Source organism: Paenibacillus amylolyticus (genome assembly GCF_047302515.1).
Taxonomy (GTDB): domain Bacteria; phylum Bacillota; class Bacilli; order Paenibacillales; family Paenibacillaceae; genus Paenibacillus; species Paenibacillus amylolyticus_G.
Window position 1 is genome coordinate 26,108 of sequence record NZ_CP168019.1, and the last position, 14,801, is coordinate 40,908.

Below are 14,801 nucleotides of genomic sequence, written 5' to 3' on the forward strand. Positions count from 1 at the left end.
TATGGTTAACAAAATAAGCACTAAATTTCTGCTTGGATTCCTGTTGATTTTCTCTTTTTCATTTGTCTTATTGAATCAAACCGTTAAGGAGTTCACTCGAACAGGAAATCAAAACCTCATTACCAGCGAATTGGTTGGACTCAAAAACAACAGTAACGTGTATGTCCGCCAAGCGTTCCTCATCAACCATTTTTCAAATAATGAACTATATTTCGGAGAAATGGCGGAGGAGCTAGGCAATACGCTAAATCATTCTACAGGAAATAGTGTTGGCGTTTATACGGTTAATGGTGAGTTGCTGTATGCTTCGGATCAATCTTTGTTCTCGGAGGCAAAGGAAAATGATATACAGGAGGCTATCGAAGGCAAGACAGCGTATAGCATCAATTACAATGACAATAAAACATCCGTGTTGTTCTCATACCCTGTTGTCATGGATGGTTCCAAAGTAGGTATTTTGCGCTTTTATAAAGATTTCACCTTGCTTTATCAGCAAAGTGGGAAAATATTGGAGATTATACTTTACATCACTTTGGCAATCTTCTCCGTTGCCTTCTTGTTTTCCTATATTTTATCCAGACATGTTACTCTTCCTCTTGGAAAACTTGCACGAGCCTCATCCGAGGTGAAGGATGGAAATCTGGACGTCCGTATCCATTTCAAGCGAAAAGATGAAATTGGCCGTTTGGCTGAAAACTTTAACGATATGATCAATCAAATTGGTCTTCAAATTCGCATTATTGAGAAGGATCGTGACCAACTTAGGGAATTACACAAGCAAGAGAAGCTTTTCTTCGATAATATCACGCATGAACTTAAAACCCCTTTAACCTCAATATTAGGATACGCTGAATTGATTAAGGCCAATGGAGAGCGGGATCGAGAATTTTTTGAGAAAGGAACGACCCACATTATCGAAGAGAGCAGGCGCTTGCATGCGATGGTAATTAAGCTACTTGAAGTTTCGCGTCAACATGTTAACGAGTTAGAGCGCGTTGAGGTTGGAGCTATTCTTCGCGATGTATGTGAATCGATGAGCATCCGTGCTCAACGATATAAAAAAAATATTGTGGTTAACATTGAAAGTGAGTTGTATCTACTAGCTCAAACCGATAGCATACGTCAACTCTTTATTAACCTGCTGGATAATGCGATCAAGTACAGTCTTGCTTTTGCTGAAATATCCGTAAGAGGAGTTCAAGAAGAAGGGAAGGTACGTATATACATTGGCAATCCGAGTGATCCAATCGACGCCGATGAACTTACCAAACTGTTCCAACCATTCTATTTGGCGCACCCCAAAGATTCTGAGGCGGGTAGCGTTGGTCTTGGGCTAAGTATTGTTAAGTCCATTGTTGAAGAACTAGAAGGCTCTATTTCTATTGTCAGTCAAAATAACTATATGGTCGTTACTGTAGAGTTCGACAGTTTGAAAAGCGACAGAGGTGAAGAACAGTTGTGATGAAGAACTATTTGCAGAGGGTGCCTTGGACGCTTTTGTTCATGTTGTTTCTGCTGACGAGTTGTAGTGTAGGACATCAAAGTGAAACGATTATCATTTCCAGCAACGACGCTGAAGATATTCAGCATCCAGGCTCAAGTCCAGTGCAGGTCCAGAAAATATATAGATTGCCAGATGAGTACATGGGACAATGGTTGGGGTGGTCCTCATCTCATTCGATCATTGGTTCATACAAGACTGCCAGCATTCCTGAACGTTCGATATTAACACGTTTAGATCAACCATTTGAACAGAGCAACAATATCAAAGAATTGAGCACGAATAATGTTCAAACGATACTATCCCCTGATGGTAAATATATTACTGAGATGTATAACACTAATTTAGATGTGAACATTAAGATACTTTCATTAGCTGATGGTCAAGAAGCGACGGTTGACACAGTTAACACTAAAGACAAGTTCCTTCAAGATGTATCTTGGTCTAACAATGGTAAATATTTAAGCTATCTCGTACTGGACTCTTCTGGCAGCGACAAAGCCAGTCTGCGGCTGTACAATATGGAGTCCCGAACGTTACAAGTTTATGAATTTCAGGATATTGATGAAGGAGGTACGCTCCTAGGCATGAATGTTTCGGAGGACGGGCGTAGTGTATTATTTGAATCCATGCATTCGGGCAAAACGAACGTTCTGCTCGGTAAAATAAATAACAAAACCATTGAGAAAAGATATGTGCGACAGATCGGTAGGGAGCAAAATCCTGCTTGGATCAGCAATGATCAATTTGTTTTTCTTGGAACGGACGGTACACTATATGAATACGATCAGCGGAATAGCGAATTATCCATCATTTTGGAGAGAGTCTCTATATTCGAAATCTCTCAGGACAAGAAATTCATTGCCTATTCGTTGCGTGATGAAGATGTCGTATATGTAGGGAAAATGCAAGGAAGAAATATACTGTTTAACGAACCTGTGTATCATGGCATTGTGCCAACAACGATGTATTGGAATACAGATAGTAGCCGTCTCTTAATTCAAAACCAAAAGAGTTATACGCATTCAGAACCTGGACAAGTTGACTTTGCAGCTGGACCTTCATTTATCATTGAATTCAAATAATGTCATTTCCTTAAACCCCATTGTTACGGATTACCCGTAATAATGGGGTTTTCTATTGTCTGAGCACTTGTTTACAACTTGTTTACATCTTGATCAAACTTTGGCGACATCCAAACCACATGATTAAAGAGCATCAAGAGCCCATAAACAGACAAGGGATGAACACAATGAACGGGAAAAACAATCTAACAATTAAACGTTATATGCCTGGAATAGATGGCTTGAGAGCCATATCTGTTCTAGCCGTCATTGCTTATCACTTTGATTTCAAGTGGGCGCAGGGCGGGTTGCTGGGAGTTGGCATATTTTTCGTACTGTCCGGTTATCTGATTACGGATCAAATTCTCTTGGAGTGGAAGATGCACAAAAACATATTTCTTTGGAATTTCTGGATAAGGAGACTCCGCAGATTGTTGCCTGCCATGATCAGCATGCTTATGTTTGTTGCACTATGGCTCATTGTGACAGATCCCACCAGACTTCTGTCCTTGAGCGGAGACTTTATCTCATCTGTATTTTACGTGAATAACTGGTACCTCATATTTCACAACGTATCTTATTTTGATAGCTTCGGTCCACCCTCGCCAATTGGACATCTTTGGTCCCTCTCGATTGAAGAGCAGTTTTACTTGGTTTGGCCTGTTGTACTACTGCTGGCTATTAGGTTCGCTCCACGAAGAGGGAGACTTATGGTGTACATTGCTGTGTTGGCCTCCATATCTGCAACAGCTATGGCTGTCATGTACGAGCCTGGAACTGATCCGAGCAGAGTCTACTACGGAACAGATACTCGGGCATTCGCTATCTTTATTGGGGCAGCCTTGGCGGTCGGTTGGCCGAGTTGGAAGTTGAACAGAAGAATCTCACCTACTGCTCGAACGCTTCTTGATTGTGTTGGTGGGCTGGGATTGCTTATCCTTCTGATTCTAATCTACCGAACGAATGAATACGATGATTCGCTTTACCGTTTCGGCTTTCTGTATTTATCTATCATTTCCGCTATAGTTATTTCCGTTCTCGCGCAACCAGCCAGCCGATTAGCCAAACTGTTGGGATGTAAACCGCTAGCTTGGATAGGTAAACGATCCTACAGTCTCTATATTTGGCACTATCCAGTGATTACTTTAATGCATCCGACAGGAAATGAGAGACTTAACATTTTACAGATCATGATCCAGTTAATCATCACGTTCATCCTATCGATACTTTCCTACACTTGGATTGAAGAACCGATCCGGAAAGTGGGAGTTAAAGCTCAGCTTCGCTTCATACGAAGTCATCACTGGTTCAAGCCTGCTATTATTTTTACTTTTACACTCCTTGCCTTATTTCGAGTCGAGTCCTGGATCACGAACGAGACCAAGGTCAGATCGGAGTCAGTGCAACCAGTCATCGTGCAAGAAGTCACTTCAAACAACCAGCAGGAATTGAACACTGACAATACAGAAGAGATCCCTGCCCCTGTCCCTATGGTAAAGGGAGAAGGGATTACCGTCATCGGTGATTCTCTTGCTTTGAACGTTGCCTCCGTTTTGGAAGAAAAACTACCCGGAATTGTCGTTGACGGAAAGGTTGGCAGACAAATGTCTCAGGCCCAAAGTGTTATTGAAGATTTGCGTGCAAAAGACAAGCTAGGGGATCGAATCGTGATTGCACTGGGTACAAATGGTGCATTTAATCAATCCAGTTTGAGTTCTCTGCTAGATTCGTTACAAGGTGAGAAAAAAATTTACTTGGTTACGACCCGCGTTCCGAAAAACTGGCAAAATACCGTGAATGAAGCTCTTAAGGATGTCACACGTGAATATCCGAACGTGAAAATTATCGATTGGTATGCTGCCAGTGAGAATAAAAATGATTTGTTTTATCATGACGGTGTTCATCTAACGCCAGAGGGAGCTCAGTTTTATGCCTCTGTATTGGTTGAACATATTCAAGAAGATCAAGGATAAACGACTCCGTTTGTGATTTTAGAAAGGATGAATCCATTATGAATAAAAATAAGGCACGAAAAGCGTGGATGGTATGGGGACTGGCTCTTTTGATTATGATCTTGGGTTATATGGGGTTTCGCTCACTGGATACGACAAATGCTCAACAAGAAGAGTCAGATGCTCAGGCAATGGGGGCAACTAAATATATTTCAAATCAGACTCAGCCCGAACAGAGCAATAACGCAAGTTCGAATGATTCACAGAAGACGGATGTCTTATCTACTGAGGGAGAAGGGGTTACGATCATAGGGGACTCCGTAACTGTGGGCATCGAGCCTTATCTGAAAGAAAAGCTGCCTAAAATCAACGTTGACGGAAAAGTAGGAAGACAGATGTCTCAAGCTGAATCCACCGTGAGTGAATTGAAGGCTCAAGGGAAATTGGGCGACCGCATCATTATTGAGCTTGGAACGAATGGTCCATTTAGCAAAAAGCACCTTCAACATTTGTTAACAGCTTTATCTGATGCCAAACAGGTCATTGTCGTGACAACACGAGTACCAAAAGGATGGCAAGATAGCGTCAATTCAACGATTAACGATGTGGCTCAAGAATTCGATAATGCGCAAGTTGTGGACTGGTACGCTGCGAGCGAAGGAAAAGGAGATTATTTCTACAAAGATGGAGTCCATCTCAAACCCGACGGCGGCAGGTTTTATGCTGATCTACTCATACAAGCTTTAGAACAAAAGTAGGATGGTTGCTGCTGATTGTCTAGGAGAGAGAGGAGTATCGAAATGTCTTTAAAAACAAAGAAAATCGCAATATGGACATCTGTAATGATTTTTTTAATGATCATTGCTTTGGGACTTTATTATGTAGTAGCGATCTATAAAGGCTTGGATAGTTTCAGTAAGGAGCAGGAAGACTCGCCTTTTTATGAGGTGAAAGCGAGCGAAGAGCATGTCATCGAACCTCCCAAATGGGCGGGTAAAGAGCCTGTAAATATTTTATTAATGGGTGTGGATGCTCGTGGTCTAAAAAAGGGGGAGGTTCCTAGATCCGACAGTATGATGGTTGTTTCATTGGACCCGGTCCGCGAAAGTATTCATGTGTTATCCATTCTCCGCGACACCTACACCGATATTCCGGAGCACGGTAAAAACCGGATCAATACGGCGATTACACATGGCCCAAAAACAGCCATGAATACGGTAAGTGAACTACTTGGAATTCCAATTCAATTTTACGTGTATACCGACTTTCAAGGCTTCATTAAACTTGTGGATGCTGTAGGCGGAGTTGATTTTTATGTTGAAAAGGATATGAACTATGAGAGCAAAGCTGACAATTACGAGTATGACATTAATCTGAAAGAAGGTCAGCAGCATCTGGATGGCAAAACAGCATTGCAATATGTTCGTTTTCGTCATGATGCGATGTCCGATTACTCACGAACCAAACGGCAACGGGAATTGATGAATGAGATTGTAGAACAAATGAAAAACACAACTTCTCTTGTGAAGCTGCCTGTCATACTTGAGGAGGTGAGTCCGTATATTGATACGAACTTGTCCGTAAATGATATGTGGAAACTGGCATCGGTAGGATACCAGAGTAAGATCGAGTCAAACGAGCAAATTCCTCCAATGAAACTGCTCAAGGAGACCTATGTGGGGAGGGCAGCGGTACTGGCTGTAACGAGCAACCTTCATCTAAAAGAATATGTTCGGGACCTGTTGGAGTCTAACCCTGTAGATACAGTTGAAACAGAGCAAAAAGCAATGACTAATGAGGAAATACACCAAGATAAGTAACCTAGGAGGAACAACATGTTTAAGAAAATAACAAAAAAGCGTGCATGGGCCGTCTTTGCCTCGCTTTCAATTTTAATGAGTACAATAGCTCATGGCACTGCTTTTGCAGCATCTGATTCGAATACGGAACAAAACTCGCCAACAGGTGAACCGAAGGCGGAGAAGGCATTGCAAAAGCATTCGGAAGTTCAGCCATTAGTGATGAACCATAATATCGCATCGATGACGGAGAAAAGAACCATTCAAGTCAAGTTCACCCTTCCCGAAGGCGTGGATGCGAAAAAAATAGAATGGACGTACGGTGGAAAACCGTTATCCGAATGGAAGACGTTTGAGCAACAAGATTATACAGGTCCATCTTTTATACGCGTTTCACATGAGAAAGTAAGTGGTCGTCAGTTTACAGCTGATATTACCTTCGACCTGGTCTATGGCACGACCAATCTGGCGGAACCGCAATTGCAACGTCCGCTCTTTGCTTCGCTAATGGGCACATATGATCTGACCGTCAAAGCAAATGGAAAAGCGATCGCACAGGCACCTGTGAAACTGACACCATATGCCAGTTACCTGACCTATGACGAATTGAAGCCAGCGATCGACGAAGTTACATCACAAGCAGCTCAAAAAAATGACAGATACATTCAAACGACCTCCATTGGAAAATCGGTTGAAGGAAGGGATATATATCTAACCATCGTTGCCAAAGACAAAAATACGATCGACAAATACGAAAATGTAACCCATCCGGCCATGTTGAATGACCCCAAGCGATTACAGGCAGATATCAAATCAGGTGCATTCGGTGACTATGCTGTCCCCATCTGGGTCAACAATATTCACCCCAATGAATCTCCTGGCGTGGATGCCATTTTCAACTATTTCAAGTCAACTTCATTAGATGAAAAAGTAACATTTCGAACCATTTCAACGGATGGTAAACCTGACAAAGTAAGTTTCAATGTAGACGATGCTTTAAATAATGTATTTTTCATCTTTGTTTATACGAATAATCCAGATGGTCGTGTCCATCAAACACGAGGGAACGCCAATGATTTCGATTTGAATCGAGACAACTCCTACCAGACGCAGCCGGAGACGCGGAGTGTTACGGAACAAATAGCCAAGTGGTCTCCTCTTTCATTCCTGGATTTACACGGATACGATCGCAACTTTCTAATTGAGCCAGCTACACCGCCTCATGATCCGAATATGGAATATGATCTTCTGATTGATCGCATGTTGGAACAAGCAAAGGTTATGGGGGAAGCGGGCATCGCTAACACGAAGTATGATTATTATCACATCCCCTACGAAGAAAATCGCAAAACGGCGGAGGATCCAACCTATGTTTCCAGAGGTACCTCTTCAGGGTGGGACGATGCATCTCCCGCCTACACGGCCGTATTCGCTATGCATCATGGAGCGCTGGGACATACACTGGAAATTCCAGAGTTTAATGAAGAATCCACAAAGGCACTGTACTATAGTACAGCAGCTGCTACAGCATATGTGATGGATAATAAAGAAAAACTGTTTCTAAACCAACTTCACATCTATGAGCGAGGCATTGATAACATCGACGATCATGCAGTAGATCCATATTTGATTAATGCCAAACATGAGGAAATTGGCCGCCCACGTGAAGGGAACTCCAATTTTTTTCCGGAATATTATGTGCTGCCGGTGGATGAAAGTGTGCAAAAGAATGCTCTTGAGACGTATCACATGATCGAGTATTTCCTTCGGAACGGGGTTAAGGTGGAACGTTCTACTGAAGCTATCACCGTTGATGGCGTGACATATCCTCAAGGATCATTCGTTGTAAACATGCATCAAGCTCTGCGTGGTATGGCTAACCTGGTTTTGTATGACGGAATTGACGTATCCGATTATGAGTTCGTTGCCGGAGAGATTGTGCAGAACTTCCCGAATCTTCGGGGATTTGATCGCTATGTCATTAGAGAGCCGCACGTATTTGCTAACAAGACGATTCCTGTGACGTCCGTATCGGTACCGGCAACGTCCATGCCAGCAAACACGGCTTATATACTCATTCGAAACAGCAATAACGATGCCATTAGGGCTGTCAATGAACTGCTCACAGCTGGAAAAAGCGTGACTATGTTAACATCAAGTGACACAGGGGATCAAGCCGGCGATTTCGTTGTTTCAACCACTGACCTGAGTCCGCTTGCTTCCAAATACTTTCTGGATGTAAAAGCGTTCGGTGACAGCAAGCCTAGCGGGAAAGAACTGCAGAGCTTAACTGTTTCCGCGTTAGGGGAGTCGGCGTTTGTGCTCGAGGGTCTAGGCTTTAATGTAACCCAAGATCAAGACAAGGCCGATATCCTGGTCAATACCTTCGAATCTTCTGCATTTGTGGAGAAGGGGAAGCCATATATTGCCTACGGAAACATGGGAATGACCAATGTGAAAGACCTGATTCCTGACTTTACATTTGCCGGGCCTCAGTGGGAGCGCTATGAAGGAGTGTTTGCGTCTGATGTTAACCAAGATGAAATGATCACTGCACCCTATAATAAAGAGGAATACTTCTATACGGTATCCGGTTCTTATATTACGTCTGTACCGAAAACAGCAACAATCCTTGCTAAAATAAGTGAAAAAGATAATTTTTATAAAGCAGGTTGGTGGCCTGGACATGCTTCCGCTAAAGGTCAGATTATGGCCTTCACTTATAGAGGGAATCATAAAAATATAACTGTTTTCTCTAATGATTTGACGAATGTTGGCCATTCACAGCATCAGTACCGTTTACTGGCCAATTCTATATTCAGTGCTGTACATGAGACATCCGAATCATCTGGATCAGATGTTAAATTCAGCGATTTAAAAAACGTTGAATCGTGGGCTGGTCGTGAAATTCGTGAATTGGTAGATGCAGATGTGCTGCAAGGAACTGGGAAAAATCGATTCGAACCGCTGAAACCAGTTACTCGTGCGGAATTCGTGGCGATGATTGTAAGAGCTTTTGATATACCAGAGTCCAAAGGAAAAGTAACATTCAAAGACGTTCCACCGTCAAGCTGGTATCATACGTATGTCACAGCAGCAGTAGAATCAAAGGTGGCTGAAGGTGTCGGAGGGGATCGTTTTGAGCCAGGATTGTCCATTACAAGAGAAGAAATGGCTCAAATTGTGGCTAACACGCTCAAGCTAAAGCAAGAGGTCTCAACCAGCAATACGACTGAAGTGCTGGAACAATTCACTGACAAAGACCTGATCGCGCCCTATGCCAGAGATTCCGTTGCCTACCTCACTGAGGCTCGTCTCATTCAAGGTGTATCCGTGTCAAACTATGGTCCCAAACAGCTTGCCAATCGTGCGCAAGCCGCAGTAATGATCAGTCGTATGAAGCATTTTATAAATCATGACCTGTAATAACATCCGTCATGAACATGAAAAACGATAAGTCAAAAGGGACGAAGCTGGGAATATCCAGCTTCGTCCCTTTTGTGTTATGTACGTTTACTTACTTCAGCATGATCGCTACTTTCACACCTAGACGGGGGGATGTGTCTTCAAAGTGAGTCCAAGACCTGTTGGCACCTGAATGAAAACCACTTCGTTTTGAATAACGGGTGGTAAAGCTCATCACTCCGTTCAAGGCTATGAGCTTTTGCAGGCCAAGAAACGGACGATGAAGCAAGTATTGCTTGAACGAGGTACGATACGAATGCAATTCGAGCGGTTTGGATGAGCAACAGGCTATTTCAGTTATTCTGCTGCATAAACAAAACAGGCGACCAGTCGCCGGGAATACCGAGGATTGGTCGCCTGTTGAACTTTGTATACACTGATGAAGCAAAGTAATTCTAAGAAACGTTAATTTTGGGAGAAGAAGGACTAAATATCCGGTCGAAATATCGCATTAATGACTCGAGTGGACCCGTACCCAGACGTGAGATCAACCATCCTAGAATTAACGTTACGATGACGACTAGCAGATCGCCGAACGGTAGCTCGCCATAACTATAATTGATTCCTGATAGAGAGAGGATCCATACAAATACGAATTGTATCGCATACATCGTTAACGCAACACGGCCAACCGCAGCAAATGGTTGTAAAAGAACATTTACTTTCTTTGGTATAAGGAAAGCAAGCCCTATCACCAGTAACGCAATCCCAAGTCCTGTCATGGTTTGGAAAGTCGATGCACTATGCGGGGCTGTCCACAACAGCATATGCCACATCGGCGAATCTACGTTTAAAGGCCAGATTGCATATGGGTCGGGTTGAGCCGCAACACCTTGGACGCTCACTAGCCATGTTTCAAATGAGCGACCAAGTTCAGGTAGAACCTTCGAAGCCAGTGATTTACTGATAACTAGCATGACCAAGCCGCCAAAAGCCAGTGAGAGAGAAACACGCTTACGGGTTAAATCTAAACGTCCGATGGCCATTCCTGCAACAAAAGCAGGGGCAAGAGCAATGGAGGACATAGGACCGCCAGTAATGTCTGCAAGCAGGAATGATCCGGAGAACGCGCTTTGTCCGAGTAACATCAGAGGTGGAGCTAGCACAGTCAAACTGACCGCTGTTGTTGCCAATGTTCGGATAGAGCGCCCAACCAAAATTAATCCCAACACAAACATGGCTGCATAGGCCGGTAAAATGATACCGTAAGGGATATTGAGCATAATCAATATGTATCCGATCACGTCAACAAAAACAGCCCGAGCAAGCATTTTTCCCCGAAATGAGCTATCAGCCGCACCACGTTCTTTCATGCGCTGTGCCATGATTGAGTAGGAGATTCCGCCGCATAGAACAAATAATAATGTTGTATTGCCTGATACGATGTTGCCGTTCCACTGGTTCATTGCAAAGTGCTGTATAAACATGCCGATTACAGCTAAACCTCTTACGGCATCGAGCGCAATAAGACGCCCCGATCCACGGGAGTCGCCCTTCTTGATCTGAGTATCCTTGTTTTTTTTCTGAGAACGGGATTGGATCTGATCTACCTTATCCTCGTTTTCATGGCCGGATTCGTCCGGCGACTGAAATTTTAATGACAATTCGTATTCCTCCTTGTTTCAATATGTACGTTCGTACTTGTTACAGCTGTACTAATCCACTATATGTGGCACATGTCGCCAAAGTTTAATCAACTTGTAAACAAAATGTCACAGAGAAGAATTTCAACGTGATGAGAAGAAGAATCCAAAGTTAAAATAATTCTTTACTGTTCGTTCTAGAAATGATATGCTAACAGCAAGTTAGATCTAACTACTTTTTTTTACACATTAAAGAACGATCGTTCTCAAAACTGAAATTATACTAATCTAAAGAATATGAGGGAGGGAATAAGATGAAATACACCGTAATTACAGGAGCAAGTTCAGGAATTGGATATGAAACGGCATTGGCATTTGCAGCACGTGGCAAAAACTTGATTTTGGTAGCTAGAAGATTGGATAAGCTGGAAGACCTTAAATCGACTATTCAGGGTATCGACCCTAAAGTAAATGTTATCGTTCATACAAGCGACTTGTCTGTTACCGCAGAGGCATACGCACTGTATAACGATTTGAAGGAATATGAAATTGAGACTTGGATCAACAACGCTGGACTTGGAGAAGGCTCGTTCATTGCTGAACAGAATTTGGATAAAGTGGAGACCATGCTGCGTGTTAACATCGAATCTTTGACCATTCTATCTACACTGTATGTGCGAGATTATGCGAATGTCGAAGGTACTCAGTTGATTAACGTCTCCTCCGCACTTGGATATGCTATTGCTGTAGGCAGTGTAGCTTATTCTGCATCGAAATACTACGTTAGTGCCTTCACAGAAGGTCTTGCCAAAGAACTGGAACTGAAAGGTGCAAAACTTAAAGCGAAGATCCTGGCACCAGCGATCACGGAAACAGAATTTGTGCAAAAATCAATAGATGCTGAAGGATTTGATTACAAAGCGAATATGCCCAAATACCATACAGCTAAAGAAATGGCAGGCTTCATGATCGATCTGTATGATCACAATGAAGTGGTCGTAGGAATTGTAGACCAGAACTATGAGTTCCAACTGACAGGTGCGATCTACCCGGTGATTTCAGAATTGAATTAATACAGCAGAATCCCGAGGATACATTTACAAAATCTCAAATAAGAAGAGGAGTACATTCGATTGGAAAAGATATGGAGTAAAACAAAGATTGGCAATATGGAATTGCCTCATCGACTAGCGATGGCACCTATGACACGCAGTCGAGCACAAGAAGATGGTACACCTGGAGAGTTGGCGGCACTTTATTATGCTCAGCGCGCAACGATGGGACTTCTGATTACGGAAGGAACGCAACCTTCCGATGATGGACAGGGATACTTGTGGTCACCTGGCATCTACACCGATAAGCATATTGATGGATGGAAAAAGGTAACGGATGCGGTGCATGAAGCTGGCGGATATGTATACATCCAATTAATGCATGCGGGTCGCATGTCACATCCGGAAAATACCCCGCATCATCGTCAACCGGTTGCTCCATCAGCAATCGCACCGGGTGTAGAAATGTTTACAGTTACAGGGATGCAGGATATCCCCGTTCCCCGGGAATTGAGTCAGGAGGATATTCAAACGAACATTGCCGATTTCCGAAAAGCAGCAGCCGCAGCGATCGAAGCAGGGGCGGATGGCGTTGAGATTCATGGGGCCAACGGATACTTGATCAATCAATTTTTAGGAGAAAATTCGAATACACGCACAGATGAGTATGGCGGATCTATTGAAAATCGTGCTCGCTTTGCGATTGAAGTAACCAAAGCCATCGTGGAGGAAATAGGTGCAGAACGGACAGGCTTCCGTATCTCACCAGGCACACCGCTGGGTGGAATTCAAGATGGCGAACAAGGCCCTGAACTCTATCGCTATCTTGTAAAAGAATTGGCTCAATTGGATTTGGCTTACCTTCATGTTATGCATCTTAGAGATGAACAACTGCTCCAAGACATTCGTTCGATCTGGCAAAATCCATTGTTGGTCAATCGGTCTGGAAGAACTTTGGAGGAACTCAGTGTCGATTTAGATCGTGGTCTCGCTGATGTGGTACCTGTAGGTGTATGGTCCTTAGCTAATCCAGATTTGGTGGAACGACTTCAACAAGGTGCGCCACTCAATGAAGCAGATCCGCCAACATTCTTTGGATTGGGAAGTAAGGGCTACACGGATTATCCTACGTTGGAAGAATTAAAGTCGAATGAGGGAAAGCACTAGCACAAACCATGGAGCATGGCGTACAACTGAACATTGCGCGCCATGTTCCTACATAAGTTGAACTACTTATTTACACGATAACAGCGATTGGAAGGTTATTCTGTCATCGCAGTGTCAGTTTAAATAATCTTTAGTTCAACTTATATAGTCTATAAGCAAAGGAAGAGGATAAATGATGAGAGCAGCTCAAATACAGAAATACTCTAAAAAAATCCAGGTGGAAATCAATAATATTGAGATACCTCAGATTCATAGCCGTGAGGTCCTCGTCAGAGTAAAAGCTGCGGGTGTAAATCCACTGGATATCTTGAATATGAATGGTAGTGTTCGGATGATTGCCGACTATACGTTACCTTTAACTTTAGGGAATGAATTATCGGGTGTCATTGAAGCTGTCGGTGATGATGTTTTGAATTTTAAAGTGGGGGATTCGGTTTATACGAGGTTGCCACTAAATAAAATTGGTGCTTTTGCTGAATATGCGGCTGTACATGAGGATGCTTTATCCATGATGCCTGAAAATCTGTCTTTTATCGAAGCTGCTGCAGTACCCCTTACTGCCCTGACCGCGTATCAAGCATTGCATGATGTGCTCCGAGCGGAACCGAATAAAAAGTTGTTTATACCTGGCGGAACCGGGGGATTCGGTGCGATGGCTATCCCGATTGCCAAGTCCATGGGGCTAACGGTGATTACAAGTGGCAGCGAAAGAGGCAGATCACGTACACTGTCGATCGGAGCAGATCAATTTATTAATTATAAAAAAGAGAATTATGCTGATATCCTGTCCGATATCGATTATGTGATCGACACCTTGGGTGCAGAGGAAATCAAAGCTGAACTGAGCATTTTGAAACCACAGGGGAAATTAGTTTCTTTGAAAGCGGGGCCCAATTATCGTTTTGCAGCGGACAGCCATTTTCCGATGTGGAAAAAAGCATTGTTTGGACTTGTGGGTGCTCGTCTGGACTCTATGGCACGTAAGAACCAAAATGAATATCGCTTCATGTTTGTACACTCCAGTGGAAGCCAATTGGAGAATATCACAACCCTTATAGAGAAGAACGATATCAAACCTTCGATCGATTCAACATATAGGTTTGATGAAATTGAAAAAGCACTGATTAAAGTGTCCACGGGTCACTCCCAGGGGAAAGTCATTCTTACCTTTTAATGCCCAACGAGGGCATGTTATTTCAATGTTCGTTTTCTGAACAG

At 43.1% G+C, this 14,801-nt stretch carries 10 protein-coding genes; 9 read left to right on the forward strand and 1 reads right to left on the reverse strand.

What is annotated here, in order from left to right; all coding sequences use genetic code 11:
- Nucleotide 1 precedes the first annotated feature (1 nt).
- From ACDJ59_RS00200 to ACDJ59_RS00225, 6 genes are all read left to right on the forward strand, one after another.
- Entirely contained in the window at nucleotides 2-1,462 is a 1,461-nt protein-coding gene (locus ACDJ59_RS00200) for an ATP-binding protein (RefSeq protein WP_413407235.1), read from the forward strand.
- Nucleotides 1,459-2,586: a hypothetical protein gene (locus ACDJ59_RS00205; RefSeq protein ID WP_413407236.1), complete on the forward strand. Its 1,128-nt coding sequence runs from the start codon at nucleotides 1,459-1,461 to the stop codon at nucleotides 2,584-2,586. Before ACDJ59_RS00200 ends, ACDJ59_RS00205 begins: the two co-directional genes overlap by 4 nt.
- A gap of 167 nt (nucleotides 2,587-2,753) precedes the next feature.
- Nucleotides 2,754-4,538 carry an acyltransferase family protein gene (locus ACDJ59_RS00210; RefSeq protein WP_413407237.1) on the forward strand — a complete coding sequence of 595 codons (1,785 nt, stop codon included), beginning with the start codon at nucleotides 2,754-2,756 and terminating at the stop codon, nucleotides 4,536-4,538.
- A 38-nt stretch (nucleotides 4,539-4,576) separates the two neighbouring features.
- Complete coding sequence (locus ACDJ59_RS00215; RefSeq protein ID WP_413407238.1) at nucleotides 4,577-5,275, forward strand: hypothetical protein; 699 nt, start codon at nucleotides 4,577-4,579, stop codon at nucleotides 5,273-5,275.
- Between the two features lie 42 nt (nucleotides 5,276-5,317).
- Complete coding sequence (locus ACDJ59_RS00220) at nucleotides 5,318-6,337, forward strand: LCP family protein (RefSeq protein WP_413407239.1); 1,020 nt, start codon at nucleotides 5,318-5,320, stop codon at nucleotides 6,335-6,337.
- Between the two features lie 15 nt (nucleotides 6,338-6,352).
- Entirely contained in the window at nucleotides 6,353-9,742 is a 3,390-nt protein-coding gene (locus ACDJ59_RS00225) for an S-layer homology domain-containing protein (protein WP_413407240.1), read from the forward strand.
- A 434-nt stretch (nucleotides 9,743-10,176) separates the two neighbouring features.
- On the opposite strand, the gene ACDJ59_RS00230 is transcribed toward ACDJ59_RS00225, so the two are convergent.
- The gene (locus ACDJ59_RS00230; RefSeq protein WP_413407241.1) at nucleotides 10,177-11,385 is read right to left on the reverse strand and encodes a DUF418 domain-containing protein; all 1,209 of its coding nucleotides are present in this window, start codon (nucleotides 11,383-11,385) and stop codon (nucleotides 10,177-10,179) included.
- 293 nt (nucleotides 11,386-11,678) lie between these two features.
- Between ACDJ59_RS00230 and ACDJ59_RS00235 the strand changes: the two genes are divergently transcribed.
- The 3 genes from ACDJ59_RS00235 (at nucleotide 11,679) to ACDJ59_RS00245 (ending at nucleotide 14,757) form a co-directional block, all read left to right on the forward strand.
- Nucleotides 11,679-12,437, forward strand: a complete 759-nt coding sequence (locus ACDJ59_RS00235) for an SDR family NAD(P)-dependent oxidoreductase (RefSeq protein ID WP_413407242.1) — start codon at nucleotides 11,679-11,681, stop codon at nucleotides 12,435-12,437.
- A 60-nt stretch (nucleotides 12,438-12,497) separates the two neighbouring features.
- Complete coding sequence (locus tag ACDJ59_RS00240; protein WP_413407243.1) at nucleotides 12,498-13,583, forward strand: alkene reductase; 1,086 nt, start codon at nucleotides 12,498-12,500, stop codon at nucleotides 13,581-13,583.
- A gap of 175 nt (nucleotides 13,584-13,758) precedes the next feature.
- Nucleotides 13,759-14,757, forward strand: coding sequence for an NADP-dependent oxidoreductase (locus tag ACDJ59_RS00245; protein WP_413409675.1), 999 nt, complete (start codon nucleotides 13,759-13,761; stop codon nucleotides 14,755-14,757).
- The last annotated feature ends 44 nt before the right edge of the window (nucleotides 14,758-14,801 follow it).

Bases quoted from the DNA above. Each gene is read 5' to 3' on its own strand.
- ACDJ59_RS00200 (WP_413407235.1), top strand. From the start codon at position 2: ATGGTTAACAAAATAAGCACTAAATTTCTGCTTGGATTCCTGTTGATT.
- ACDJ59_RS00210 (WP_413407237.1), top strand. From the start codon at position 2,754: ATGAACGGGAAAAACAATCTAACAATTAAACGTTATATGCCTGGAATA.
- ACDJ59_RS00215 (WP_413407238.1), top strand. From the start codon at position 4,577: ATGAATAAAAATAAGGCACGAAAAGCGTGGATGGTATGGGGACTGGCT.
- ACDJ59_RS00220 (WP_413407239.1), top strand. From the start codon at position 5,318: ATGTCTTTAAAAACAAAGAAAATCGCAATATGGACATCTGTAATGATT.
- ACDJ59_RS00225 (WP_413407240.1), top strand. From the start codon at position 6,353: ATGTTTAAGAAAATAACAAAAAAGCGTGCATGGGCCGTCTTTGCCTCG.
- ACDJ59_RS00235 (WP_413407242.1), top strand. From the start codon at position 11,679: ATGAAATACACCGTAATTACAGGAGCAAGTTCAGGAATTGGATATGAA.
- ACDJ59_RS00245 (WP_413409675.1), top strand. From the start codon at position 13,759: ATGAGAGCAGCTCAAATACAGAAATACTCTAAAAAAATCCAGGTGGAA.